The 25,073-nt window shown below is 61.4% G+C and carries 19 protein-coding genes; 11 read left to right on the top strand and 8 right to left on the bottom strand.

The features are described 5' to 3' along the window. The first annotated feature begins 6 nt into the window (after window positions 1-6). The 9 genes from AADW23_RS07440 (at window position 7) to AADW23_RS07400 (ending at window position 7,910) form a co-directional block, all read left to right on the top strand. Window positions 7-765 carry an ion transporter gene (locus AADW23_RS07440; RefSeq protein WP_341863877.1) on the top strand — a complete coding sequence of 253 codons (759 nt, stop codon included), beginning with the start codon at window positions 7-9 and terminating at the stop codon, window positions 763-765. Next, window positions 765-1,847 carry a BMP family ABC transporter substrate-binding protein gene (locus tag AADW23_RS07435; protein ID WP_341863876.1) on the top strand — a complete coding sequence of 361 codons (1,083 nt, stop codon included), beginning with the start codon at window positions 765-767 and terminating at the stop codon, window positions 1,845-1,847. Before AADW23_RS07440 ends, AADW23_RS07435 begins: the two co-directional genes overlap by 1 nt. Before the next feature lie 174 nt (window positions 1,848-2,021). Then, window positions 2,022-3,104: an FAD-binding oxidoreductase gene (locus AADW23_RS07430; RefSeq protein ID WP_341864301.1), complete on the top strand. Its 1,083-nt coding sequence runs from the start codon at window positions 2,022-2,024 to the stop codon at window positions 3,102-3,104. Window positions 3,105-3,271: 167 nt separating this feature from the next. Then, on the top strand, window positions 3,272-3,727 hold the full coding sequence (locus AADW23_RS07425; RefSeq protein WP_341863875.1) for a hypothetical protein: 456 nt from the start codon (window positions 3,272-3,274) through the stop codon (window positions 3,725-3,727). Further along, window positions 3,724-4,176: a hypothetical protein gene (locus AADW23_RS07420; protein WP_341863874.1), complete on the top strand. Its 453-nt coding sequence runs from the start codon at window positions 3,724-3,726 to the stop codon at window positions 4,174-4,176. The genes AADW23_RS07425 and AADW23_RS07420 overlap by 4 nt, the downstream gene beginning before the upstream one ends. Further along, entirely contained in the window at window positions 4,173-4,823 is a 651-nt protein-coding gene (locus AADW23_RS07415; RefSeq protein ID WP_341863873.1) for a DUF938 domain-containing protein, read from the top strand. Before AADW23_RS07420 ends, AADW23_RS07415 begins: the two co-directional genes overlap by 4 nt. 100 nt (window positions 4,824-4,923) lie before the next feature. Next, the gene (locus AADW23_RS07410; protein ID WP_341863872.1) at window positions 4,924-6,732 is read left to right on the top strand and encodes a patatin-like phospholipase family protein; all 1,809 of its coding nucleotides are present in this window, start codon (window positions 4,924-4,926) and stop codon (window positions 6,730-6,732) included. A 125-nt stretch (window positions 6,733-6,857) separates the two neighbouring features. Further along, window positions 6,858-7,379 (top strand): dihydrofolate reductase family protein, encoded by a 522-nt coding sequence (locus AADW23_RS07405; RefSeq protein ID WP_341863871.1) that lies wholly within the window; start codon window positions 6,858-6,860, stop codon window positions 7,377-7,379. A gap of 66 nt (window positions 7,380-7,445) precedes the next feature. After that, window positions 7,446-7,910, top strand: a complete 465-nt coding sequence (locus tag AADW23_RS07400; protein WP_341863870.1) for a hypothetical protein — start codon at window positions 7,446-7,448, stop codon at window positions 7,908-7,910. Window positions 7,911-8,032: 122 nt separating this feature from the next. On the opposite strand, the gene AADW23_RS07395 is transcribed toward AADW23_RS07400, so the two are convergent. From AADW23_RS07395 to dctP, 5 genes are all read right to left on the bottom strand, one after another. Further along, the gene (locus AADW23_RS07395) at window positions 8,033-10,561 is read right to left on the bottom strand and encodes an FAD-dependent oxidoreductase (protein ID WP_341863869.1); all 2,529 of its coding nucleotides are present in this window, start codon (window positions 10,559-10,561) and stop codon (window positions 8,033-8,035) included. Window positions 10,562-10,699: 138 nt separating this feature from the next. Further along, window positions 10,700-11,476, bottom strand: a complete 777-nt coding sequence (locus AADW23_RS07390) for an IclR family transcriptional regulator (protein ID WP_341863868.1) — start codon at window positions 11,474-11,476, stop codon at window positions 10,700-10,702. Window positions 11,477-11,486: 10 nt separating this feature from the next. Continuing rightward, a complete protein-coding gene (locus tag AADW23_RS07385; protein ID WP_341863867.1) occupies window positions 11,487-12,866 on the bottom strand; it encodes a TRAP transporter large permease in 1,380 nt (459 codons plus the stop codon). Continuing rightward, window positions 12,866-13,573 carry a TRAP transporter small permease subunit gene (locus tag AADW23_RS07380; RefSeq protein ID WP_341863866.1) on the bottom strand — a complete coding sequence of 236 codons (708 nt, stop codon included), beginning with the start codon at window positions 13,571-13,573 and terminating at the stop codon, window positions 12,866-12,868. The genes AADW23_RS07385 and AADW23_RS07380 overlap by 1 nt, the downstream gene beginning before the upstream one ends. 122 nt (window positions 13,574-13,695) lie before the next feature. Continuing rightward, window positions 13,696-14,928 (bottom strand): TRAP transporter substrate-binding protein DctP, encoded by a 1,233-nt coding sequence (dctP, locus tag AADW23_RS07375; RefSeq protein WP_341864300.1) that lies wholly within the window; start codon window positions 14,926-14,928, stop codon window positions 13,696-13,698. Between the two features lie 129 nt (window positions 14,929-15,057). On the opposite strand from dctP, the gene AADW23_RS07370 reads away from it, so the two are divergent. Together AADW23_RS07370 and AADW23_RS07365 are read left to right on the top strand one after the other, a co-directional pair. Further along, window positions 15,058-16,674 (top strand): choline dehydrogenase, encoded by a 1,617-nt coding sequence (locus AADW23_RS07370; protein WP_341863865.1) that lies wholly within the window; start codon window positions 15,058-15,060, stop codon window positions 16,672-16,674. Window positions 16,675-16,824: 150 nt separating this feature from the next. Beyond that, window positions 16,825-21,216, top strand: a complete 4,392-nt coding sequence (locus tag AADW23_RS07365; protein ID WP_341863864.1) for a Hint domain-containing protein — start codon at window positions 16,825-16,827, stop codon at window positions 21,214-21,216. On the opposite strand, the gene AADW23_RS07360 is transcribed toward AADW23_RS07365, so the two are convergent. From AADW23_RS07360 to glpD, 3 genes are read right to left on the bottom strand one after another with little or no spacing between them, the layout of a single operon-like run. Then, entirely contained in the window at window positions 21,213-22,043 is an 831-nt protein-coding gene (locus AADW23_RS07360) for a carbon-nitrogen hydrolase family protein (RefSeq protein WP_341863863.1), read from the bottom strand. The genes AADW23_RS07365 and AADW23_RS07360 overlap by 4 nt on opposite strands. Then, window positions 22,036-23,505: a glycerol kinase GlpK gene (glpK, locus tag AADW23_RS07355; RefSeq protein ID WP_341863862.1), complete on the bottom strand. Its 1,470-nt coding sequence runs from the start codon at window positions 23,503-23,505 to the stop codon at window positions 22,036-22,038. Before glpK ends, AADW23_RS07360 begins: the two co-directional genes overlap by 8 nt. Next, a complete protein-coding gene (glpD, locus tag AADW23_RS07350; protein WP_341863861.1) occupies window positions 23,502-25,064 on the bottom strand; it encodes a glycerol-3-phosphate dehydrogenase in 1,563 nt (520 codons plus the stop codon). Before glpD ends, glpK begins: the two co-directional genes overlap by 4 nt. Between the last annotated feature and the right edge of the window lie 9 nt (window positions 25,065-25,073).

Raw genomic sequence — 25,073 nt, 5'->3', positions numbered from 1 at the left:
TCTCAAATGCCACTTTCCTTGTCCCGATCTGACATCATCGAAATCCTCGACGGTACGCACCCCCGTCTGGGCCGGGTTGTGGCGCTGGCCATCTATGGGTTGATCTGCCTCTCGGCGGTTGTGATTGCCCTTGAAACGATGCCAGACCTGTCACCACGCGTGAACGCCGTTCTGGTCGCTGCAGAGATCTTGATCCTGACAGTATTCGTCATCGAATACGCCTTGCGGTTGTCCTGTTCGGAAAAGCCCCTGAAATACGCGTTCAGCTTCTGGGGCATCGTTGATTTCCTCGCCATCGTGCCCGCGTTGGTCTTCCTGCTGCCGGATTTCGCCACCATCCGGGCGATCCGCCTTCTGCGCATTTTGCGGCTGCTGAAACTGTTCAAAGCGAACCGCGCGCTTGACCGTATCGCACGGGCCCTGGACCAGGCCAAAACCGAGTTCGCGATTTTCTTCTTCATTGCCTGCGTGGCGCTTTATCTGGCGTCCGTGGGCATCTACCATTTTGAGCATGAGGCCCAACCTGACGGGTTCTCGTCGATCCCCGAAAGCCTGTGGTGGGCAATCGCCACCTTCACCACAGTGGGCTACGGCGACGTCTATCCAATCACCGTGGGCGGGCGCATCTTCACCGGCATCATCATGTTGATCGGCATCGGCATTATTGCCGTTCCCGCCGGCCTCGTCACTGCCGCCTTGACCGAGGCCGCACCCGCAGACCACAAAAACACACAACAACCAGAATCCAACAGAGGGGATGAATAATGAAACTCACGACCAAACTTCTGGCCAGCGCAGCGCTTGCCACTGGCCTCGCCGGTGCGGCCTTTGCAGACGGCCACGACCCGTTCCAAGTCGGCTTTATCTACGTCGGCCCTACGGGCGATCTGGGCTGGACCTATGAACATGACCAAGGCCGCTTGGCCGTTGAGGAAGCCTACGGCGACCAGGTTGAAACAGTCTACCTTGAATCCGTGCCCGAGGGTGCCGACGCCGAGCGTGCGATTACTACGATGGTCCTGGGTGGCGCGGACATGATCTTCACCACGTCCTTTGGCTACATGGAGGCAACCAACGCCGTTGCTGCCCAGTTCCCCGATGTGCTGTTTGAACACGCCACTGGCTACCTGCGCGAGCATCCCAACGTCTCCACCTACTCAGCGCGCTTCTACGAGGGCCGCGCGATCCAGGGCCACATCGCGGGCCAGATGACCGAAAGCAACATCATCGGCTACATCGGCTCCTTCCCGATCCCCGAGGTCATCCGTGGCATGAACTCCGCCTTCCTGCACGCCCGCGCCGTGAACCCCGATGTCCAATTCCGCGTGGTCTGGGCTTACACTTGGTTCGACCCGGCAGCCGAAGGCGCGGCCGCCCAGGCGCTGATCGACGCGGGCGCTGACGTGATCTTGCAACACACCGATTCCACTGCTCCCCAGGCGGCAGCGCAGGAGGCCGGCATCTACTCCTTCGGCCAAGCCTCGGACATGGCGCAATTCGCGCCTGCGCCGCGGATCTCCTCGATCATCGACAACTGGGCACCTTACTACATCGAGCGTGTCGGCGCTGCGATGGATGGCACTTGGGAACAGTCGGACCGTTGGGACGGCATCGGCCCGGGCATGGTCGGAATCGGCGAAATGACCGAAGCGATCCCGGAAGAGGTCCGCGCCTCGGCGCAAGAGATGATCGACGCCATCGCGGCGGGCGAATACCACCCCTTCACCGGCCCGATCAACCGCCAGGATGGCACCGCTTGGTTGGCTGAAGGCGAAGTGGCCGATGACGGCACGCTGGCAGGCATGGACTTCTTCGTTGAAGGCATCACCGGCGACATTCCCAACTGATCCGCCTCCGATACTAATAGCGAAAGGCCCGCCCCATCCGGCGGGCCTTTTGTCCCGCACCGCTGCTCCTTCATCTTGGCAAATACAACTCAGTCCCGCCCCCTCGAAATACGCAGCCCTCCAAGACATCACACCCCCTTGCCCACACGCCTTCCCCATGTCACGCCTACGCCCATGACCTATGATTTCCTCATCATCGGTGGCGGCATCGCCGGCACCTCCGCCGGGGCACGGCTCGCGGCCCTCGGCACCACCTGCCTCCTGGAGGTTGAGCCCGCGCTGGCCTATCACACCTCCGGCCGGTCGGCCGCGCTCTACGAGGCGAACTACGGCCACCCGGTGACGGTCGCGCTGAACCACGCATCGCTGGATGATCACCACACGCTCGATGGCGGCTTCCTGTCGCCGCGCGGGTTGCTGATGCTGGCGAGCGAGGCCGAGGCGGACGCCTTCGATCACGACGTCAAGGCCATGGACCTGACCGAGATCTCGGTCGCAGAGGCCTGCGCCCTCGTCCCGATCCTCAACACGGACCATATCACCCGTGCCGCGCATCACGACGCGGCTTGGGATATCGATACCGATCGCATGGTGCAGTACTTCGCCCGCGCGATCCGCGCCAATGGATCGGTGGAGACCGGCCAGACCGTCACCGCCCTGTCACGCACGGACGCCGGGTGGGAGGTCACAACCAATAGCCAAACCCTCCATGCGCATCACATCGTGAATGCAGCCGGCGCCTGGGCAGACCAGATTGCTAGCCTCGCGGGTATCGAACCGATCGGGCTGACCCCCTACAGGCGCTCCATGGCACGGATGCCTGCGCCGGGTGGCCACGACGTCAGCCGCTGGCCGATGATTTTCGGCGCAGGCGAAGACTGGTACGCCAAACCTGATGCAGGCGCCTGGCTGGTCTCTCCGGCGGAAGAAGACCCCTCCATACCCCATGACGCCTACGCCGATGATATGGTTCTGGCCGAAGGCATCGCCCGCTACCAGCCTTTCGTGACCGAAGACGTCACCCGCGTCACTAGCACTTGGGCGGGTTTGCGCACCTTCGCCCCGGATCGCTGCCTTGTGATCGGCCCCGATGCCGCTGATCCCAGCTTCCTCTGGTCCGCTGGACAGGGGGGCTACGGGTTTCAGACAGCCCCCGCCGCCAGCCAACTGCTTGCCGATCTTGTCTCTGGCACAGCCCCTTCGCTGGACCCATCCGTGGTAAAAGCGCTCTCTCCATCGCGGTTTCAATCGGTTTAATCAGGGCGCCTCTTGCACAACAAAACTTGGGCTTTGAGAGGATAAGCGCTCCAAGCCCGCGCAAGTTTCCGCCAAGGTCGGGAAACCCGGAACTTGGAACTCGCCGCAATCAGACCTATTCTCTGTGTCAAAGCTTTTATCGGCCAACCAAACGACCGGAGACCCTAATGCATTTCCCCTTCCTGCGTGCAGGCGTAGCTGCTGCGCTTCTGACCCTGCCCGTTGCGGCCTCGGCCCAAACCCATCTTGAGCGTTTCGAGGCGCTGAGCGAACAGATGACAACGCTCACCTATCAGGGGCTGGCAAGCCAATACCCTGTCCTTCAAGGCATCCTTCCGTCTGCCGAATGGGGCCGCCCGGAACGCCGCGCCGGGCGCTGCGCCTTGCGTGACTATGAAGATGCCGTGGGCGAGGCAGGCGTTGATGCCATGCTGACCGAGTTTGAAACCGCCATTGCCGCCGCCCGCCCTGCCGACCTGCTGGATGGCACTTTCAGCGCTGGTGTGCCCGAAGGGCTGACGGCGGCCCAAGTGCAGCAAATCAATACCGAATGCGGCCTGCTGGAACTGCAAATGCAGCGCCTTGCCGAATCCGGCGCGATGCAGGCCCTGCAAAGCCAGTGATCCGCACCGCCCCCCTTGCGCTGGCGCTCGCTGTCAGCGCCCTCCCCGCTCAGGCACAATCAACGTTTGAGCGGTACGAGGCCGTGACCGTAACCATGAATGCCATGACGTTCGAGGCCATGGTCGCCCAGACCCCGGCGCTGGAGGGGCACATGCCCTCGGCAGAATTGTCCGACGATCTGCAAGCCGCCTATAGCTGCATGTTTGATGGCTTCGTGGATCTCGCAGGCGACGCAGCCGTGACGCAAATGGTCACCGAGATGGAGGCCCATCTGGCCACGCTCACCCCCGCAGAAGTTCTGGCGGGCAGTGCCAATGTGGTGCGCCTTGAAGGGGTCAGCGATGACCAGACCACAGCCATCGTCATGGGGTGCAATACGGTGGAAGCCTTCATGGCCCACCTGTCATCGACAGGCGCGTTGCAAATCTTGATGCAGGCCGACCAATGACCGAAGAACAGTCGCCCACCTACACCGATGGACGGCTGAGCGCCCCCTACGCCCTGCGCAACCGGGATGCGATCACCGATGCCCTTAGGCAGTTGGCCCCACCAACGGGCCGGGCATTGGAAATCGCCTCGGGCACCGGGCAGCATGTGGTCGGATTTGCCAAAGCCCTGCCCGGCCTTCATTGGCAGCCTTCAGACCCCGATGAAACGCGGCGAGCGTCCATCGAGGCCTGGACCAGAGCCGAGCAGTCTACCAACATCGCGCCCCCCATGGCGCTTGATGCCAGTGAACCGGGCTGGTCGCAGCAGCACGGCCCATTTGATCTGATCTTTCTGGCCAATCTTCTGCACCTGATCCCCGATGCCGCTGCCGCGACTTGTCTGTCCGAGATGGCAAACGCCCTGCGCCCCGGCGGCCGTGTCGTGGTCTATGGCCCCTTTCTTCGCGACGGAAAGACCACCTCTGACGGCGACGCCGAGTTTGACGCCCGTATCCGATCCGAGAACCCCGGCGCCGGATACAAAGACGTCCGTTGGGTGCTAGACGCTTGGACAAATGCCGGCCTGTCACCCGATACGCCGCAAGATATGCCAGCCAACAACTTGCTCTTGAGCGCCATAGACCCTAACCAAGGCGACCTTACGTAACGAAACATTTCGCTTTCGCCTAATCCGGTGTTTATTATCTTTGAATTCATGGCCTTCCTCGGGATCGCCGGCACCGAAAAGACGATCAGAAAGACAATTGATGCAAAGCGACTTTGCGCCCGAAGGCTTGTTCAACCTCCTGCAAGGCCCCGCCTTTGCGCGGTTGTCCCATACGCCCGTTGAACGCGGCCACAAACTGATCACCGCCGGAACGCCCGCCGAGGCGATGTACCTGGTATTCTCGGGCCGGTTCCGGGTGGAGCGTGACGGCGTGGACCTGGCCGAGATCGGCGCCGGGACTGTGATCGGAGAGATCGCTTTCTTGACCGGATCGGCGCGCACCGCAGATGTTGTCGCGGCCCGTGACAGCATCGTCTACCGGATCGACCGCGCGGCTTATGATGCCCTTTGTTCCGAGGTAGAAGGTCTGCCCCAGGCCATGGCCGCCGAATTGGCCCATCGGCTGGACAAGACATCCGCCCGCGTGACCCCTGACCCGGGCCGCCCACCTGCCCGTACATTCTGTATCCTGCCCGCCGCCAATGCGCCCCTGCCCGAACGCTTCGTGCCAGATTTGACCCGCGCGATTGAGGCCCATCACACCGTAGCCCTCGTAACCGAGGCCGCCTTCAAAGAGGCCATGGGCGAACGCGCCGACCCCTCTGCGCCCGAATCCATCGCTTGGCTGAACGCCCAGGAGCAACGGGCGCAGATCGTGCTGTTTGTGGCCAATGCCCTGGATGGTGACTGGTCGAGAGCCGCGTTGAAGCAAGCGGACCAAGCGGTGATCGTGGCGCAAGCGATCAACTATCAAGAACCGTCCGAGCTGGAGTCTTTCGCCCTTCAGATCCTGCCGGAAAGCCAACGTCGCCTTGTGCTGCTGCACCCACATCGGATGCAGAAGGCTGCGGGTACCGGACGTTGGCTCGATTCACGGCCGGTGTTCCTGCACCACCACGTGGCGCTGACCGGGGGCGATGCCGACATCGCACGCCTTGGCCGGTTCCTGTCGGGCAACGCCGTGGGACTCGTGCTGTCAGGTGGCGGCGCCTTTGGGGTGGCCCATGTGGGCGTTTACCGCGCGATGGGCGAAATGGGCCTGCCCGTGGATATCGTTGGCGGAACCTCGGTCGGCTCTGCCATGGGGGGCGCGATTGCCCTTGGTGTGCCCGCCGAAGAAATCGGCCCAAGGGTAGAGCAGATCTTTGTGCGATCGGGCGCAATGCGCAAAATCACCGTGCCCAAGTTCGCCTTCCTCGATCACAAGGTGCTGGACGGCGCGTTGCAGGAACACTTCGGGTCGGAACCCATCGAAGATCTCTGGCTGCCCTATTACGCCGTGGCTGCTGACCTTTCAGAGATGTGCAAGACGGTCATTACCCGTGGCCCCCTGTGGGAGGCGATCCGCGCCTCCTCCGCCATTCCCGGCGTTCTGCCGCCCTTCTTTACCCGTGAAGGCCGGATGCTGGTCGATGGCGGTTGCATTGACAACATGCCATTCCGCACCATGCATGGCCTGAAGTCTGGCCCCAATGTTGTGGTAAACGTCCAACGGGCCACCAACAAAACAATCCATGTGGATTATGCCAGCCTGCCCGGTCGTGGCCAATTGCTGCGCCAAACGGTCAACCCCTTCGCCAAGACGCACACGCGGGTGCCCGGCGTTATCTCTACAGTTATGCGGTCCCTTTTGGTCGGCCAGTCGGACATGCGAACTGCCTTGAATCCCGCGTCTGACCTGATGATCCGCCCTCCCGGCCTGAAAGGTGCGGGTTTCCTGGCCTGGGGCCAGCACAAGCTGTTCTACGAGATGGCCTACAAACACGCCCTGGAAGAGTTTACCGAACGCGACGCCCAAGGCGATCCGCTGATGGCCGCTTTGCGCACCGCCGCGACGGGCCGCGACTAGACAGACGACCCATGATATTGCTACCTTTCGGTCAATCCGGAGGGACCCTGCCGATGATCAAGACAGCCTGAGACACCCGCACGCGGAAATGCGTGCCCTTGGCGATCTTATCTCGGAGCATTTTCATGCAACCTATTATCTATGACGTGGCTGTCTCTGCCGACGGCTTCATTGCGGGCCCCTATTCGGATGTTTCCGCCTTCCCCCATCAAGGCGCAATCGTGGACGATTACCTCGCCCGACTCGCGCGCTATTCAACCGCCCTCATGGGACGGCGCACCTATGAATTCGGCCTCAAACATGGGCTTGCCTTGGGCGCAAACCCGTATCCGGCGATGCGGTGTATCGTTGTGTCCTCGACCCTGAATCTACCCGGCGACAATGTCGAGGTCTGGCGGGATCTGGCGGGCCTGAACCGCCTAAGGCAAGAAGCCCCCAGCCCGATCTACCTGTGTGGTGGCGGGGTTCTGGCCAGCGCCATCGCGCGGGCCGGGCATTTGACACAACTGACGTTGAAACGCGCCCCGGTCGTGTTGGGCGCGGGCACGCCGTTGTTTGCAGGGCTAGAGCAGGCCCACACCCTTCACCTTGTGACGCAGAAGGACTACGGCGAAGGTTCGCTGCTCCAAAGCTCAAGGTTTTCCTGACCTTGGCATATGCCCGCGCGGCCCCCATGGTGGCGCGGGAAACTCTTCATCAACGGACGTAAACTCATGAAACATATAGCCTTTGCAGCGGGCTTGACCCTGCTTGCCGCCCCCGCCGCTTTCGCGCAATCCGAGATTGAGCGCCTGGAGGCCGCTACCCTTGCCGCGAGCGAAAACATGGAAGCCTTTCTGACCGCTCGCGTGCCGGAAATGGCCGCCGCCATGCCGGATTGGGCGTGGGACGACGAAATGCGCAGCGCAGCGGCCTGCACGCTTGACGCCATTCGCGCCGAAGGTGGCGATGCGGCTGTCAGCAGCTACCTCGACGAAATGGATGTGTTCGCCACGGTTCAGATTACCTCGGTCGAGCAGATGGCATCAGCCACGCCCGTTCCGATCAACCCAGACTTCGCCATGCAGACTGGGCAGTCCTGTGGCACCGCGGAAATCGCCATGCGCCGCATGCAGGAAAGCGGGCTGATGCAGGCGATGATGGACCCTAACATCATGGGTCGCTTGATGAACCAGTAACGCGCTTCTCTTCGGGCGGTTACCCGCCCTCTTCGCAGCGCCGCTACGGGGCGGCGGGAGGGGCGAGGCTTGCGGTTCTTGCTTTGCAAGAACCGCGGGCCAGCGTCTCGCCCGCCGGTCAGTCAAAACCCCGGCGCGTTGACCCGGATCGTTGTGTTGCTGGGGTCGTAGGGGCTGTCTTCCACGACCTCGGCATCAAACAACTGCCGGAACATGCGCACTTGTAGCTTGGTGCCGACCTCGGCCAGATCCGGGCGCACATAGCCCATGCCGATCTGTTTGCCGAAGGCCACGGAATACCCGCCCGAGGTCAAGCGACCGACCTTTTCGCCGTCTACCACCAGCGCCTCTCGGCCCCATGGGTCTGCATCAGCGGGGCCGTCGATTAGAACCGTTACGCACTTCGAGCGGATGCCCTTGGCCTCCATCGCCTCTTTTCCGTGGAAGTCTTTGCTCAGGTCTACGAACCGGTCCAACCCTGCCTCTAGCGGCGTCGCATCGCGGCCCAGTTCGGTCCCGAACGCTCGGTAGCTTTTTTCCTGCCGTAGCCAGTTCTGCGCCCTTGCGCCCACCAGTTTCAGTCCGTGCTTTTCACCCGCCGCCATCAACTGATCGAAAAGGTAGTTCTGCATCTCCATCGGGTGGTGCAATTCCCACCCCAACTCGCCGGTATAAGCGACGCGGATTGCATTGACGGGGCACATCTTCAGCTCCAGCTTGCGGGCCGACAGCCAGGGGAAGCGCTTGTTGGACAGGGCCGAGGCCGGGTCCGCATCGCAGACCAGCTCTTGCAGCACGTCACGGGATTTCGGCCCGGCAATCGCAAAGACGCCATGTTGGCCCGTGCAATCGTCCAGCCACATCGGCCCGAACCGATCCACGTTGTCGTTGATCGCTTGGGCCAGGAAATCACTGTCATAGGCCTGCCACGCGCCTGCGCTGACCAGATAGAACGTATCTTCGGCCAGCCGAACGATGGTGTATTCCGTGCGGGTCGTCCCCGCCGCTGTCAGCGCGTAGGTCAGGTTGATACGACCCACCTTGGGCAGCTTGTTGGTGGTGAACCAGTCGAGGAACCCAGCCGCGCCCGGACCACGCAGCTTGTGCTTGGTGAAGGCGGTGGCGTCGATCAGCCCGACACCATTGCGCACCGCCTCGGCCTCGGCCTTCGCATACTCCCACCAACCCCCGCGCCGGAAACTGCGGCTGTCATGGTCAAAGCTGTCAGGCGCATCCAAGGGGCCAAAGTAGTTGGGCCGTTCCCACCCGTTCACGCAGCCAAACTGTGCACCACGGGCTTTCATCCGGTCATAGGAAGGTGCGGTTTTCAGGGGGCGGCAGGCGGGGCGTTCCTCATCGGGGTGATGCAGAATGTAGACGTGGTCATAGCATTCCTCGTTCTTGCGGGCCGCATATTCCGTCGTCATCCAGTCGCCGTAGCGGCGCGGATCGAGAGAGGCCATGTCGATCTCGGCTTCGCCCTCCACCATCATCTGCGCCAGGTAATAGCCCGTGCCACCCGCAGCCGTGATGCCAAAGCTGAACCCTTCAGCTAGCCACATGTTCTTCATCCGAGGCGCGGGGCCGACCAGCGGGTTGCCATCGGGTGTGTAGCAAATCGGGCCGTTGAAATCGTCCTTCAGACCGCTTTCCTCACACGTCGGGATGCGGTGGATCATCGCCATGTATTGGTCTTCTATCCGGTCGAGCGCCAGCGGGAACAGGTCCGCCCGGAAGCTGTCGGGCACGCCGTATTCAAACCGGGCGGGCGCGTCCTTCTCGTAGACCCCCAAAATCCAGCCGCCGCGTTCTTCGCGCACGTAGCTTTGCGCATCGGCATCGCGGATAACCGGGTGTTCTGCGTGGCCCTCGGCGCGGTAAGAGACCAGCGCCGGATCTTGATCCATCACGATAAACTGATGCTCCACCGGGATCGCGGGCATCTTGATCCCCAACATCTGGGCGGTGCGTTGCGCGTGGTTGCCAGAAGCCGTGACGACGTGTTCTGCGGTCACGACAACCTGCTCGTCCGAGGGCACAAGGTTACCGCCCTTCTCGATCATCTTCGTGCAGGTCACTTCCCAAGCCGAGCCGTTCCAGTGGAACGCGTCTGCTTGCCATTTACGCACGATCTCCACCCCGCGTTGCCGTGCGCCCTTGGCCATCGCCATCGTGACGTCGGCGGGGTTAATGTAGCCATCGGTGGCGTGATAAAGGGCGCCTTTCAGGTCATCGGTGCGGATCAGGGGCCAGCGTTCCTTGATCTCATCGGGGGTCAGAAACTCGAACGGCACCCCCACGGTTTCGGCGGTGGAGGCATAGAGCATGTATTCATCCATCCGCTCGTCCGTCTGCGCCATGCGCAGATTGCCCACCACCGCAAAGCCCGCGTTCAACCCGGTCTCGGCCTCCAGTTCCTTGTAGAACTTCACCGAATAATCGTGGATGTGGGTCGTGGCGAAAGACATGTTGAACAAAGGCAAAAGACCTGCCGCGTGCCAGGTCGAGCCCGACGTCAGCTCGTCGCGTTCCAACAACACCACATCATCCCACCCCGCCTTCGCCAGGTGATACGCGATCGAGGTGCCAACGGCCCCGCCCCCCACAACAAGGGCTTTCACATTCGTCTTGAAAGGCTGAGGGGTGGTCATGGGCGGCGCTCCGGCTGAAAAGTGTTCCGCCCCATACCTGCCCTATGGGTACATAAAACGCCTATCCCATCCGACCCATAGCCGCAGAAAAGCGACATGAGGGCAAAGTTGCGGCGCACTGTTACGGGAAGAAGGGGCCTACGGGTCCGACGAAATCAGCAGCGATAAATCACTTGCCGCTTCGCGCAACGACTCCAGATAGGTGATCGCGCGGGCTACATCAAAACGCTGTGTCGGGGCGTGGAACGACAGCGTCGCCATCAACCTCTCGTTGGTGTCCATGATCGGAACCGCCAGCGCGACCATATCGGGCATGAATTCTTCCCGGTCCAACGCGTAGCCATTGCGGCGTACCTCGTCCAACTCTGCCATCAGGGTGGTCGGGTCGGTGATCGTATTATCGGTGTGCTCGGTCAGGCTTGCAGCCTTGATGTAGCGCTTGAGGTGATTGGGCGCGAGCGCACTGAGGTACATCTTGCCCGACGCTGTCGCATGGAACGGTACGCGCGTGCCTTGAGGCAATTGGATGCGCAGGGGCCATTCGGTCTCGACACGTTCCAGATACACCATGCAGTCGCGGTCCGGCAGGGCGATGTTGCAGGTCTCTCCGATCTCACGGCTCATGCGGCGCAGGATCGCCTGTCGCGCGGTACGGATGCGCAGCGACGACAGGGTCGAGGCCGCGAGAACCCGCATCCGGGGGCCGGGCGAATAGGTCCGCCCGTCCATGTCGCGTTGCAAGAAACCCTCTTCTTCCAGTGTGGCGAAAAGGCGGTGGATCGTCGGCTTGGGCAATTCGAGGTTTGCATTCACCTCGGTCGGGGTCACCGGAACACCCACGCGCGCTACTTCCTCCAGCACCATCAAAAGCCGGAGGTTCGTCGGTATCGTATCGCGGGGACGCTCTCCGTCCATCCTAATCTCCTTACAGGTCTGGCAGAAGCGCGGTTGAAAGCGCGGGCACCAGGGCCACGATGATCCAGATCGAGATCAATGCGATCAGGTAAGGCCACGTATAGCGCAACAGTTTGAAGTACGGCACCCCCGTAACGCCAGACGCTACGTAGAGGTTCAACCCATAGGGCGGCGTGATGAAACCGATCGACGCGCCCACCAGGAAGATCACCGCAAATTGCACAGGCTCCACCCCAATATCGTGGGCAATCGGGGCCAGGATCGGCGCAAGGATGATTGTGACGGGCAGGCTTTCCAGCACCATACCCGAGATGAAGACAATCACCATCGCTGTGAACAGCACCGCATAATAGCCGCCCATCGAGGTGACGAATTCCGTCAGGAATGCCTGAGCACCCATCACCGACAGGATTTGCTGCATCACCACGGAAACCGCGATCAGTGGCGCAAGGATGCCGGTGATCTGAGCCGAGCGCATCGTAATCGACGGCAACTCCAGTGGGCCGAAGCCGCGAACGACCAACATGCCGCCAAGGCTACGTTCGTCCACGGGACGCTCTTCCCTTTTCGCGAAACCCGGATGGGTGCGGTCCACGATCTTCGTGATGGCAAGGCAAGCGAAACCCACGATCACACAGAAACCTACGGTCACGCCCGCCGCCTCGGTCGGAGAGAACTTGCCCGTGTAGATGCCCCACAGCACAAGGCCGATGGCGAAGAAGCCAAGCCACGCGCCCACACCGGTTTTGAATACGCGCACGATCGACAGGTTGGTGATGATGCCCCACTTGTTCTTGAAGCAAACCACGAAGCAGGCGATCATCATCGCCAAGACCATCAGCGCGCCCGGGATGATGCCCGCAATGAACAGGTCGCCGATGGGCAGGTTCATCAAGAAGCCATAGACGATGAAAATGATCGACGGCGGAATGATGATCCCCACCGTACCGCCCGCCGCTGCGGTGGCCGCGCTGAACCGCTCGTCATAGCCGCCCTTCACCATTTCGGGGTGCAGCATGGAACCGATGGTCGCCGTGGTGGCCGAGTTCGATCCCGAAATCGCCGCGAAAAGCCCGCAAGCCCCCAGCGCCGCCATGGCCAACCCGCCTCTTATCCAGCCCAGACAGGCGTAGGCGTAATCAGTCAATCTTCGGGCAATGCCTGATCGGTTTATGAGATCGCCGGTCAGGATGAACAAAGGCATCGCCAGAAGCGCAAAGCCATCGGTGAACACGCGGCTGAGCGCGGCGGCAATGTTGTCGATGGGCAGTCCCAGAACGAACGACATGCCGATAACCCAGTAGCCGATCACCAAGAAGACCGGTACGCCCAGCATGAACAGGGCCGTGACGCCCAAGGACAGCAACGTGATAAGGGTTCCGTCAGACATCATTCCCCTCCGATCACGGCTTGCTCGATCAGCGCATTGCCGGAGCGATAATTCCCAAGGTCCTGCAACCAGTTCTCCATCACCCTTGCGACGAGGAACACGAACGACAGCGGAACGGCCAGAATGAACCACCACTGCATCAACCCATCGGTTGCGGGCACGATCTGGAAGTTAGAGGCCGCATTGGCCACGACCCGGCTGCCCGTCACGACAACCACCCACGAGAACCCCATCCACAGCAAGGCGTCCATGGTCAGAAGCGCCATCTGGGCGTGCCGGCCCATGTTCGCGCGGAACTCGTTGAACGACAAATGCGTGCGGAGCTTCACGTTATAAGTGCACCCCACCCACGTCATCACAAGGAACAGGAACGGCGGCAAGGACGTGGTCCAGGCCCAGGGCCGCAACCACTGCGGCGTATTGGTGAAATCCATGCCCAACATGCCCGGCACGAAACGCTGGATCACCCCAAAGAAGATGATCCCCCCAATTGTCAGGTACGACACGACCATGGTGTAGGATTCGAGATGACGCTCGATGAACGGCACATAGCGATACATCAGCATGACGATGACACCGCCCAGAAGCATCAGGATTAGCCCCAACGTCCAAGCGCCCGGCTCGCGCAGCGCTTCCCGGATCATCCAGCTGTCGCCATCGGCGAAGGCCGCCATGATCTGGTCCATGCCTGTGAAAATCTCTCCCATCAGTCCCTCCCCGGACGTGTGAAAGTTGCGTTTTGCAGGCGTTTCGCCGCGTCTTAGAAACTTGCGGCGACCCAAGGGCCGCCGACAAGGCTTTTCTCAATGAAGGTGATCCGCGTCGCAGATCAGCCGCGCCACCAGCGGCGAGGCTCCACGTTCTCGGCCAGCGTATCGGCTGGGATCTGACGGGCGACATCGTAGATCTCTTGATAGGTGTCGGCACCGCCGGCCCATCCGTTCAGACGCTCGCGCCACTGCTCCCATGGCTCCGGCACATACTCTGGCGCGCACATCTCACGGGCCATCTGGATCTGATCTTCACCCAGTTTCGCCACGCGCACGTCGTTTTCGGCGAAGATCGTGCCGGGCATTGGCGGATCGGTGTGACCCACCGTGTTGACCAAGGCGGCCTCGTTGGCGGCCTGCACGTGAACCTGTGTCAGATAGGCGGATTCCATGATCGCATCCTGCAACTCTCCGCCCATGCTGTCGAAGAGTTCTGCGTTCATGCCCGTATGCTCGGTGCCGCAGAAGAACTTCAGGTCGACCGACTGGCTGACCACGGGCGACATGTTTGCGTAGGCCACGGCCGAGGCCCATGTCTCGGCGCCGTCGACAAGACCCTGACGGAGACCGTCGAGGGTTTCTTCCCAGGCAATCGGCGTTGGGTTGAGGTTCATCAAATCCATCGCGATGCGACCAAGCTGCGTGCCCGTCACCCGGTTACGGGTGCCAAAAAGCTCTTCCAGCGTGGTCACCGTATCGCGCTCGGCGAAGGACGCGCCCATCTGCAATCCGCGCAATTCGGCATGGCTGAACAGGAACTTCACGCCGTGGCGCTGCTCCAGCGGGTCACGCAGAAGGCGCTGAGATTCAGGCGAGTAGAGGAAGTGATACTGATCCGCACGGGACCGGAACATATAAGCATAGTCCAGCACGTTGAGATAAGGCGCGGAACCGGCCGAGTTCTGGGTGGAGGCCGAATAGAAATCAACCACGCCCAACTGCGCTTTCTCAAGACAGTTCAGCTGACCACAAATCTGGTTGTCACCGATGAATTCGATGCGGATCGCACCATCTGTGCGCTCCTCCAGATCGCGGGCGAACTCCAGAACACCCGCGCGCTCAACCAGCAGGTTGCGTTGATTGAAGCCCGCCGCCCCCAAGGTCAGCGTGTGCTGGGCTTCGGTGCCGTAGCGGCGATCGTAGGTGGATTCCACGGCGCGTGCCAACGAAGGCAACGTCACCGCGCCAGTCAATGTGGCCGCGCCCATCACCACCGAAGACACCCCGTAGGTGCCCGTCAGTTTCATCAGATCACGGCGTGATATCTGAGCCAGAGCCTTTGATGCGTTCATCTTCATTGTCGCTTACCTCCCAATAATGCGAAATATTGATACTTGCGGTCTCAATACTGGTCCGCATATGGTCTCAAGAGCAAGAAAAAACTTTTCGGTGCCACGACACGACCTCTGGGAGGAGCAACAATGGCCGAAGTATCAGCGGATTACGTGATTGTTGGCGCGGGGTCGGCAGGTTGCGTATTGGCCAACAGGTTGTCCGCTGATTCGAAGAACTCGGTCATCTTGCTGGAAGCCGGGGGGCGCGACTGGAACCCGTGGATCCACATCCCGGTCGGCTACTTCAAGACGATCCATAACCCGAACGTCGATTGGTGCTACAAGACCGAGCCTGATCCGGGCCTGAACGGGCGCTCGATTGAATGGCCCCGTGGCAAGGTCTTAGGGGGGTCATCTTCGCTGAACGGGTTGCTCTATGTGCGCGGGCAGGCCCAGGATTATGATCGCTGGCGGCAAATGGGCAACGCGGGTTGGGCGTGGGACGATGTGTTGCCGCTGTTCAAACGCGCTGAAAGAAATGAAAGAGGCGCCGATGAATATCACGGCGATCAAGGCCCGCTTTCTGTCTCGAACATGCGTATTCAGCGGCCCATCACAGACGCATGGGTCGCCGCGGCACAGGCCGCCGGGTATCCGTTCAACCCCGACTACAACGGGGCTTCACAGGAAGGGGTGGGCTACTTCCAATTGACGTCGCGTAATGGCCGCCGATGCAGCGCCGCCGTGGCCTACCTGAACCCGGTGCGCGGGCGAACGAATCTGACGATCATCACCCACGCACAGGTGGACCGCGTCACGTTGGACGGCAGCCGTGCGACGGGCGTCAGCTACACAGACCGGGCGGGCAATTCGGTGACGGTCAAAGCCGGTCGCGAGGTGATCTTGTGCGGCGGATCAATCAACTCTCCGCAACTGTTGATGACATCGGGCATCGGAGAGGCGGCGCAACTGGCCGAGCACGGGATTGATGTCGCGCAAAACCTTTATGGCGTCGGCAAGAACCTGCAAGACCACCTGCAAGCGCGGCTCGTCTATAAATGCAACGAACCCACCTTGAATGATGAGGTGTCGAGCCTTGTGGGACAGGCGCGGATCGGATTGAAATACCTGATGTTCCGGTCCGGGCCGATGACCATGGCAGCCAGCCTCGCCACCGGTTTCATGCGGTCCCGTGACGATCTGGAAACGCCAGATATCCAGTTCCACGTACAGCCCCTGTCGGCCGAAAACCCCGGCAAGGGGGCCGACAAATTCAGCGCGTTCACCATGTCCGTTTGCCAACTGCGCCCTGAAAGCCGTGGCGAAATTCGCCTGAGGAGCGCGAACCCACGCGATTATCCGAAGATCATCCCCAGATATCTTTCGACCCAGACCGACCGTCAGACCGTGGTGGCAGGCGTCAACATTGCGCGTACCATCGCGCGACATGCGCCGCTCACCTCTAAAATCAGCGAAGAATTCCGTCCCAACCCCAGCCTCGACATCAATGACTACGAAGCAACGCTGGATTGGGCACGCGACCACACCGCCTCGATCTATCACCCGACGGGGACCTGCAAGATGGGTCAAGGAGAAGACGCCGTGGTAGATGCAAGGCTGCGGGTGCACGGGATCACGGGGCTTCGGGTCGCCGATTGCTCGATCATGCCGGAAATTGTGTCGGGCAACACCAACGCGCCTGCAATCATGATTGGCGAAAAGGCGTCTGACATGATCCTGGAGGACCTCAAAACCACCTCTTAGATGACCCGAAGTAAGGCCGTGGCAGCACGTATTGCCCCGGCATCGCCACATTTTCAGCGCGCCGCGCCCAACTTTTGACACCTCCGACGCCTACCTCTCACGCAAGCAAAGCAATCAGCCGTAAAGGCGAGGCACAGCGAGCAGGACGACATGGCGACGATTAACGGCAACGGCTCAGACAACAATCTGAACGGCACAAGCGGTGATGATGAGATCACAGGCTTTGCCGGCAACGACACCATTTCTGGCGGCGGCGGCGATGATATTATCGACGGCGGTGCTCCTTCCCTTGCCCCGACACCCCTTGACCTGAATTGGAATGCCCAGGGCGGCGACGGCACAAACCTTGCCGGCGGCTTCACCCAGAACACCGGTGGTATCAACGTCGGCGTAAGCTTCACCAACGACGGCGGCGGCACCACGGCACAGGTCGAAACGGACCCAACCTACGTGGGCAGCGGCGAATCCTTCAACGCCAACTCCAACCTTGCCATCCGCGGCGACGGCAGTGCCGATGTCTGGACCGTTGGTCTGGACTTCTCGTCTGTCGGCGGTTCGGGCTTTGCAGATGAAGTGGAAAACGTCTCCTTCCGTCTGCACGACATCGACCAAGCCGGCTGGCAGGATGTGTTCACCATCAATGCCTATGATGCCAATGGCAACCTGATCCCGGTCGTCCTGACCGCTTCGGGCGGCGACACGGTGGACGGCAATACCGTAACGGCAGGCCCCGGCGCGACGGGTTATAGCGACCCCGAAGGTTCGGTCCTTGTGGAAATTGCAGGGCCCGTTGCCAGCATTGAAATCATCTACTCTAATCTCGGCACAAGCGCCCAATTGGGTCTTGTGGGCGACATTCAATTCGACGCCGTTCCCACCGATGATGACGTGCTTTCGGGGAATGCGGGCAACGACACAATCACCGGCGGCTTTGGCGACGACCTTCTGGATGGCGGTGCGGATAACGATTCGCTTGAGGGTGACACCGGCAACGACACGCTTTTGGGCGGAAGCGGCAATGACACGCTGGATGGCGGCGCGGGGCAAGACAGCCTTGTTGGTGGCGGTGGCCACGATGTCATGGACGGCGGCACGGGTCACGACACTCTGAATGGTGGCGGCGGCCGCGACACCCTGATCGGCGGTGACGGCGACGATAGCCTTGTGGGCGGCGGCGGATCGGACGTTTTGATCGGCGGCGAAGGCGCTGACACGCTGGATGGCGGCAACGGCAACGATATAATTACCGCCGGCGGCGGCGACGTCGTTATCGGTGGCGAGGGCGGTACAGACACCAACGACCAACTGATCGTTAATGACGTGGCCGAAGTCGTCTTCGACACCCTCAACCCCGAAAATGGCACGGTCTACTTCGACGACGGCTCCACCGCGACCTTCACGGGCATCGAAACTCTTGTGGTCAACGGTGGTCCTGACGGCATCGTTCAAGGCACCCAAGGCGATGACGTCATCGACAGTTCCTACTCGGACACCAACCTTGAGAAAGTCGACAACAACGACGGCACCCTTGGCACCACCGGCGACCAGGACGCCATTGAAGCGGGTCTTGGGAATGACACCGTCTATGCCGGTGAGGGCGACGATAGCGTGCAAGGCGGCCCAAGCGGCCCGCTGCCCTCTGCCGCAGAGAACTTCAGCTGGGTTGCCGAAGGCACCGGCACCGATGTCTCGGGGGGGGTCACGCAGGATACCGGCATCGCCAATATCACGGTCAATGTCACCAATGACGGCGCCCTGACCCAAGCCACCACCACCGGCACCACGCAATATGTGGAAGGCGCAGAGCCCTTCGACGCCAACTCTGGCCTCGCTCTTGCTGGGAACGGTGGGCCTGACGTGGCGACCGTTGACTTCGCCTCTGACGTGCCGCTGACGGATGTGTCTTTCCGAATAAACGACGTCGATGCGGGCTCTTGGGAAGATATCCTGACGGTCAACGCCTATGACGCGGACGGCAACCTTGTGCCTGTCACGCTGACCTCGGAATCCGCTGCCGATGTAGTTTCCGGTCAGACTGTTACCGGCGCCGGCAACGACAACCCGAACGAGCAAGCCGGCTCGGTCCTGGTGGAAATCGCCGGGCCAATTACCAGCTTCGAGATTATCTACGAGAACGGCAGCACCGGCGGCCAAGTCGCCTATCTTACCGACGTTCATTACACCGCGACTGAGAACGACGATGACGTTCTGCACGGGGACCAAGGCGGCGACACCATTGACGGCGGCGCGGGCGATGACGTTATCTTTGGCGATCAACTGGCCATAAACCCCGCCGATATCCCTTCCGGTACAGGGGGCACGGCGACCTCTGCCACGTTCCAGAACGACAGCCCCTATGCGGTGGAATTGGCACAGGTCGATAATACCGGCGCAGTCGTTTCTGTCATCACGATCCCCGCAGGCAATAGCTTTACCGCCCCCTCGACCACGCAAACAAACTGGTTGCTACTGGACCCGACCAACGGCGATATCCTTCAGGTCTATGAAGCGCCCGCCGATGGCTCTACCCAGATTTTCAACAGCTCTGGTGCCGACAGCCTGATGGGCGGTCTGGGTGACGACACGATTTCGGGCGATTTCGGGAACGACACCATCGACGGCGGCGCAGGCAACGATAGCCTTAGCGGCGGTGCCGGGCAGGACGTTTTCCAATTCTCCGACGGTTTTGGCACCGACACCGTGGACGGCGGAGAGGCCGGGGACGACCTCGACACCCTCGATTTCAGCGCCTTGAGCACCGGCATTGACGTGCTCTTTGATGGGGATGAGCAAGGCACCGTTTCCGACACCGGCTCGGCCGACAGTGTTGAATTCACCAATATCGAGCAGGTCGACGGCACCGCTCAAGACGACACAATCGACGCCGGAGCTTCAACCGCCGATCAGACGCTGATCGGTAACGATGGCGCCGATAGCATTGTTGGCGGCTCGGGCAATGACGCGCTTTATGGCGACGGCGGCACCAGCACGCCCACCAACGGTACGTTGATCTATGCCGATGATTTCGACAACGGCAACGATGGCGGCTGGGGCACAACGCCGACCGACAACACCGACCCCTACTTCGGTTCCGTCCTGGGACGCATTGAAGGCACGGCCTCTGCCACGGATATCGAGGCGGAACGGACCCTCAACTTCGATCCCGCCTACAACGATGCAGTTATCGAGTTCGATTTCCACCGGGTCGACAGCTGGGACAACGAGGAATTCCAGATCTACGCCAATGGGCAAGAGATCTTCTCGGATATCTTTCAGCACGCCACCGATTATACCAGCGGCGCGAACACGGTCACCATTGATGGCGTCACGTATACGGTAACACTGACCTCGCTGGGTGCGCCGGCGCAGAACGGCTATACCTCCGGCCAAAGCTGGTCTCAGGATCAAAGTTTCCGGGTTCGGATTGAAGTTGAAAACGCGCCGGAGACCCTGGACCTTGGCTTTGGCTCGACCCTGAATCAGGCGGTCACCGACGAAAGCTATGCGCTGGACAACTTCGCGGTAGTATCCACCAACGACACGTCAATCGACCCCACAGACTTTATTGGCGCAAATAACGACGACACCATCGAAGGTGGGGCTGGCAACGACTCCATCTACGGTGAAGAAGGCAACGACAGCCTGTCGGGCGGCACCGGAAACGACACGCTTTATGGTGGCGCAGGCGATGACGTGCTGGACGGCGGCGCGGGACAAGACAGCCTGGTAGGCGGACAGGGCGCCGACACGCTATCGGGCGGAGACGACGCCGACTGGATCTTCGGCGGCTCGGGCGATGTGATCGACGGTGGCGAAGGCGGCGACGACAACGATACGCTCTATCTGGGCGACGAAGGCGCGGTCATCACCTACGATAGCGGGAACCCGGAAAACGGCTCGGTCCTGTTCAGCGATGGCACAACGCTGACGTTCTCCAACATCGAAACGATCATCCCCTGTTTCACCCCGGGCAGCCGTGTCGCGACTGAGCGGGGCACTTTCAAGGTCGAACAGCTTCGCGTCGGCGACCTGATCCAGACGCGCGACAACGGCCTGCAAGCGATCCGCTGGATTGGCACCAAAACCCTGACCCAAGTGGATCTGGCCAAGGCCCCGCATCTGCGCCCTGTCCGCATCCGCAAAGGCGCCTTGGGTGCGGGCGTGCCGAACCGGGATATGGAGGTCTCTCCCCAACATCGGATGCTGATCGAAGGTGTTCAGGCCGAGTTGCTGTTCGGGCACGATCAGGTTTTGGTCCGCGCCAAACATCTGCTGCACCTTCCGGGCGTTGAGGTTGTCACAACCTGTGAACGGGTGACCTACATCCACGTCATGTGCGACGCCCATGAGGTGATCTGCGTGGATGACGCCTGGACCGAAAGCTTCCAACCCGGCGACATGGTGCAGAACCAGGAAGCCCGCGAGATTTTCGGCGACCTTCTGCATGTGTTCCCAGAGTTGGGGACGGAAAAGGGCCGCGAAAACTATGTCTCGGCCCGGTTGAGCCTGAAGGCCCACGAGGCGCAGCTTCTGACCCTTTAAACGCGGCGCAAGGGCACGTCCCGGCCCGTTTGCAGCGCTGGGATTTGCGCGCGCGCTTTCTCGACCAGCGACAGGTCCAAATCCACCAGCGCCATCTTCGGCGCCCCCTCCCCCATGTCCGCCAAGACGCGGCCCCAAGGGTCCACGGCCAAGGAATGGCCATAGGTTTCGCGCCCGTCCGCGTGGGTGCCCGATTGCGCCGCGGCAATCACGAAAGCGCCCGTTTCAATGGCGCGCGCGCGCAGCAAGGTCTCCCAATGAGCCCGGCCCGTGGTGACGGTGAAGGCAGAAGGTATGAAGACGACAGAAGCGCCCGCCTGCCCCAACACCCTGTAAAGATAGGGGAAACGCAGATCATAGCAGATCGTCAGACCGAAACCGCCCCAAGGCGTATCGGCCAGTACCAGCGCATCACCGGGGGCGTAGCGTTTGGATTCACCGATCGGGGCCTGCCCCTCGATCTGCACATCAAACAGGTGAACTTTATCGTATTCGGCCCGGATCAAACCTTGGTCGTCGATCAAGGTGGTATGGTTCAGAAACCGCCCATCGGGGGCGAGAACGGGGGTAGATCCATTGTGAATCCAAAGCCCGTGTTTCGCGGCCAGCTCTTGGCACGCCGCAACGAAAGGATCATCCGCTGCCTTCACCACCTGCGTCAGGGCAACCTTGCGGTTGGCGTTCATCAGCCCGGCTACTTCGGGCAGGGCCAGCACCTTGGCCCCCTGCCCCGCAGCATCGGCGGCCAAGGCGCTGACCGTGGCGATATTGGCCGCGTGGTTATCGGCCGAACACATCTGCCCGATGGCAAGGCGCAGGCTATCCATGGTCGGTCAACGTCCGCGCAATGGCATCCTTCCACCCCGCGTATCGCGAGTCCCTTGTGGCAGCGTCCATGGCTGGGGTGAACGTCTTGTCCAAGGCCCAAGCCTCGGCGAAGCCTTCTTGATCGGCATAAATCCCAGCCCGCTGGCCCGCGATCCAAGCCGCCCCCACGGCGGTGGTTTCCAGGACCCGAGGCCGATCCACCGGCGCCCCAAGGATGTCTGACAGGAACTGCATCGTCCAATCCGACGCGGTCATGCCGCCATCGACGCGCACGTTACGGGTGTCGCCGGGATAGTCCGCCGCCATGGCTTCCAGCAAATCGCGGGTCTGGAAGCCGACGCTTTCCAACGCCGCCCGCGCAAATTCCGCCGGACCGGAATTACGGGTCAGCCCAAAGACGGCCCCCCGCGCGTCCGGGTCCCAATAGGGCGCACCGAGCCCGGTGAAGGCCGGCACCATATAGAGCGTTTGGTTCGGGTCCGCCGCCTCGGCCAGCCCCGCGCTTTCGGAGGCATCGTCGATGATCTTCAGCCCATCTCGCAGCCATTGCACCACCGCACCCGCAATGAAGATAGAGCCCTCCAACGCATAGGTCGGCTTGCCGTCAAACTGGTACGCAATAGTCCCCAGCATCCGGTTTTGCGATTTCACCAGCGTGTCGCCCGTATTCAACAGCGCAAAACAGCCTGTCCCATAGGTGGATTTCAGCATCCCTGGCGCAAAACACGCCTGCCCCACGGTGGCGGCCTGTTGGTCGCCCGCCACACCCAGGATCGGCAGAGGCGCACCAAACAGCGACGTCTCGCCGAAGTCGGCGCCGCAATCCAACACCTCGGGCAACAGATTGGCGGGAATGTTGAGAAGGTCCAAAATCTCATCGTCCCACCGCCCCTCGGCGATGCTATATAGCAAGGTCCGCGCGGCGTTGGTTGCGTCTGTGACATGGCGTTTGCCGTCGGTCATGCGCCAAATCAGGAAGCTGTCCATGGTGCCGAAAGCCAGCTTCCCGGCTTCGGCCCGTTCCCGCACGCCGTCCACGTTATCCAGAAGCCAAGCCAGTTTCGTGCCGCTGAAATAGGGGTCCAGTAGCAGGCCCGTCTTGTCGCGCACCATATCCTCGTGACCTGCGGCCTTCAGGTCGGCGCAGAATTTGGCCGTGCGGCGGTCTTGCCAGACTATGGCGTTGTAGACCGGCTCTCCGGTTTCGCGGTCCCAGACCACAACCGTTTCGCGCTGGTTAGTGATGCCAATCGCAGCAACCGCGCCCCCTTGATCCAAGGCGCCTTTGCAGGTTTCCAGCACCGTGTCCCAGATTTCCGCGGGATCATGTTCGACCCAGCCGGACGACGGGAAATGCTGCGTGAATTCTTTCTGAGCGCTGGCCTTGGGCCGCAACGCCGCGTCAAAAACAATCGCCCGAGTGGAGGTGGTGCCTTGGTCAATGGCGAGGATCTGGGTCATGTCATTGTCTCCCTAACGGTCGCCATGAAGCTCTCCAACGTGGCGATCTGCTCGGCGCTCAGTTTGAGGCCAAGTTTCGAGCGGCGCCAGACCACATCTGCGGCCTTGCGTGCGTATTCCCGGGTCATCAGCCAGCGCACTTCGGCCTCTGTCAGGGTCGCGCCGAAATCTTGGCCCAAATCATCGGCCGATTTGGCCGTCCCCATAATGTCTGCGGCCTCGGTCCCATAGGCGCGGATCAGGCGCTTGGCCCATCGGTCCGTCAGAAACGGATAGGCCGACTTCAATTCAACAATCAGCCTGTCTACACCGTCCACCGGGAAGTCCCCGCCGGGCAAGGGCACGCCGGCGGTCCAATCGCCTGTTGCCTCGGGGAAATGCGGCGCCAGCTTCGCCCAAGCATCCTGTGCCAACACCCGATAGGTGGTGATCTTTCCGCCAAAGACGTTGAGCATCGGCGCGCCTGCGTCATCCAGTGACAAGACGTAATCGCGCGTGGCCGCCGTGGCCGATTTCGCCCCGTCATCGTAGAGGGGCCGCACGCCGGAATAGGTCCAGACGACATCCTCAGGGGCGAGCGTTTCCTTGAAGTACTCATTGGCGAAAGCCAGCAAATAATCGCGTTCCTGCGGGCTACATTCGGCGCGGCGCGGGTCGTCATTATGTTCGGCGTCCGTGGTGCCGATCAGAGTGTAGTCCGTTTCATACGGGATCGAGAAGATGATTCGCCCATCGGTGCCTTGAAAGAAATAGCTCTTGTCGTGGTCATAAAGCCTGCGCGTCACGATGTGAGAGCCGCGCACCAGCCGCACCCCTTCCGTAGAGTTCTGCCGCGCCACGTTGCGCACGATATCAGCCACCCAAGGCCCACCGGCATTGACCAAAGCGCGGGCGTGAAGCACCTCTGCGCCGTTTTCGCCCGTCACCTCGATCCGCCAAATCCCGTCCTCGCGGGTGGCCGAGGTCACTTCGGTCCGCACCATCACCCGCGCCCCCCGCTCGGCGGCGTCGCGGGCGTTCAAAACCACAAGGCGGGCGTCTTCGACCCAGCAATCGGAATACTCATACGCCTTGGTGAAGCGGTCTTGCAGCGGCGCCCCTTCGGCGGTCCCATCAAGGCTGACGTTGGCCGTGGCGGGCAGGATTTTGCGCCCGCCCAGATGGTCATACATGAACAACCCCAAACGGATCAGCCAATTGGGACGTCGTCCCCGCATCCAAGGCATGACCGTCCCCAAAAGCTTGGAAGTCGGCGTCGAATTATCGAAGCGCATGTCCTTGGACAGCGGCAACACAAAACGCATCGGCCAACTGATATGGGGCATCGCCCGCAACAGCGTTTCGCGTTCTTCCAGCGCGTGGCGCACCAGCTTGAACTCAAAATACTCAAGATACCGCAATCCGCCGTGGAACAGCTTGGTCGAGGCGCTGGAGGTCGCGCCGGCCAAGTCTTCCATCTCGGCCAAACAGACGCTTAACCCGCGCCCAACAGCATCGCGAGCGATGCCGCAGCCATTGATGCCACCTCCGATGACAAAAAGGTCGTATGGCTCATCCATGGGCATGTC

It is taken from the genome of Gymnodinialimonas sp. 57CJ19 (assembly GCF_038396845.1).
In the GTDB taxonomy this organism is placed as follows: domain Bacteria; phylum Pseudomonadota; class Alphaproteobacteria; order Rhodobacterales; family Rhodobacteraceae; genus Gymnodinialimonas.
This window is presented reverse-complemented; position numbering and strand designations above follow the sequence as displayed.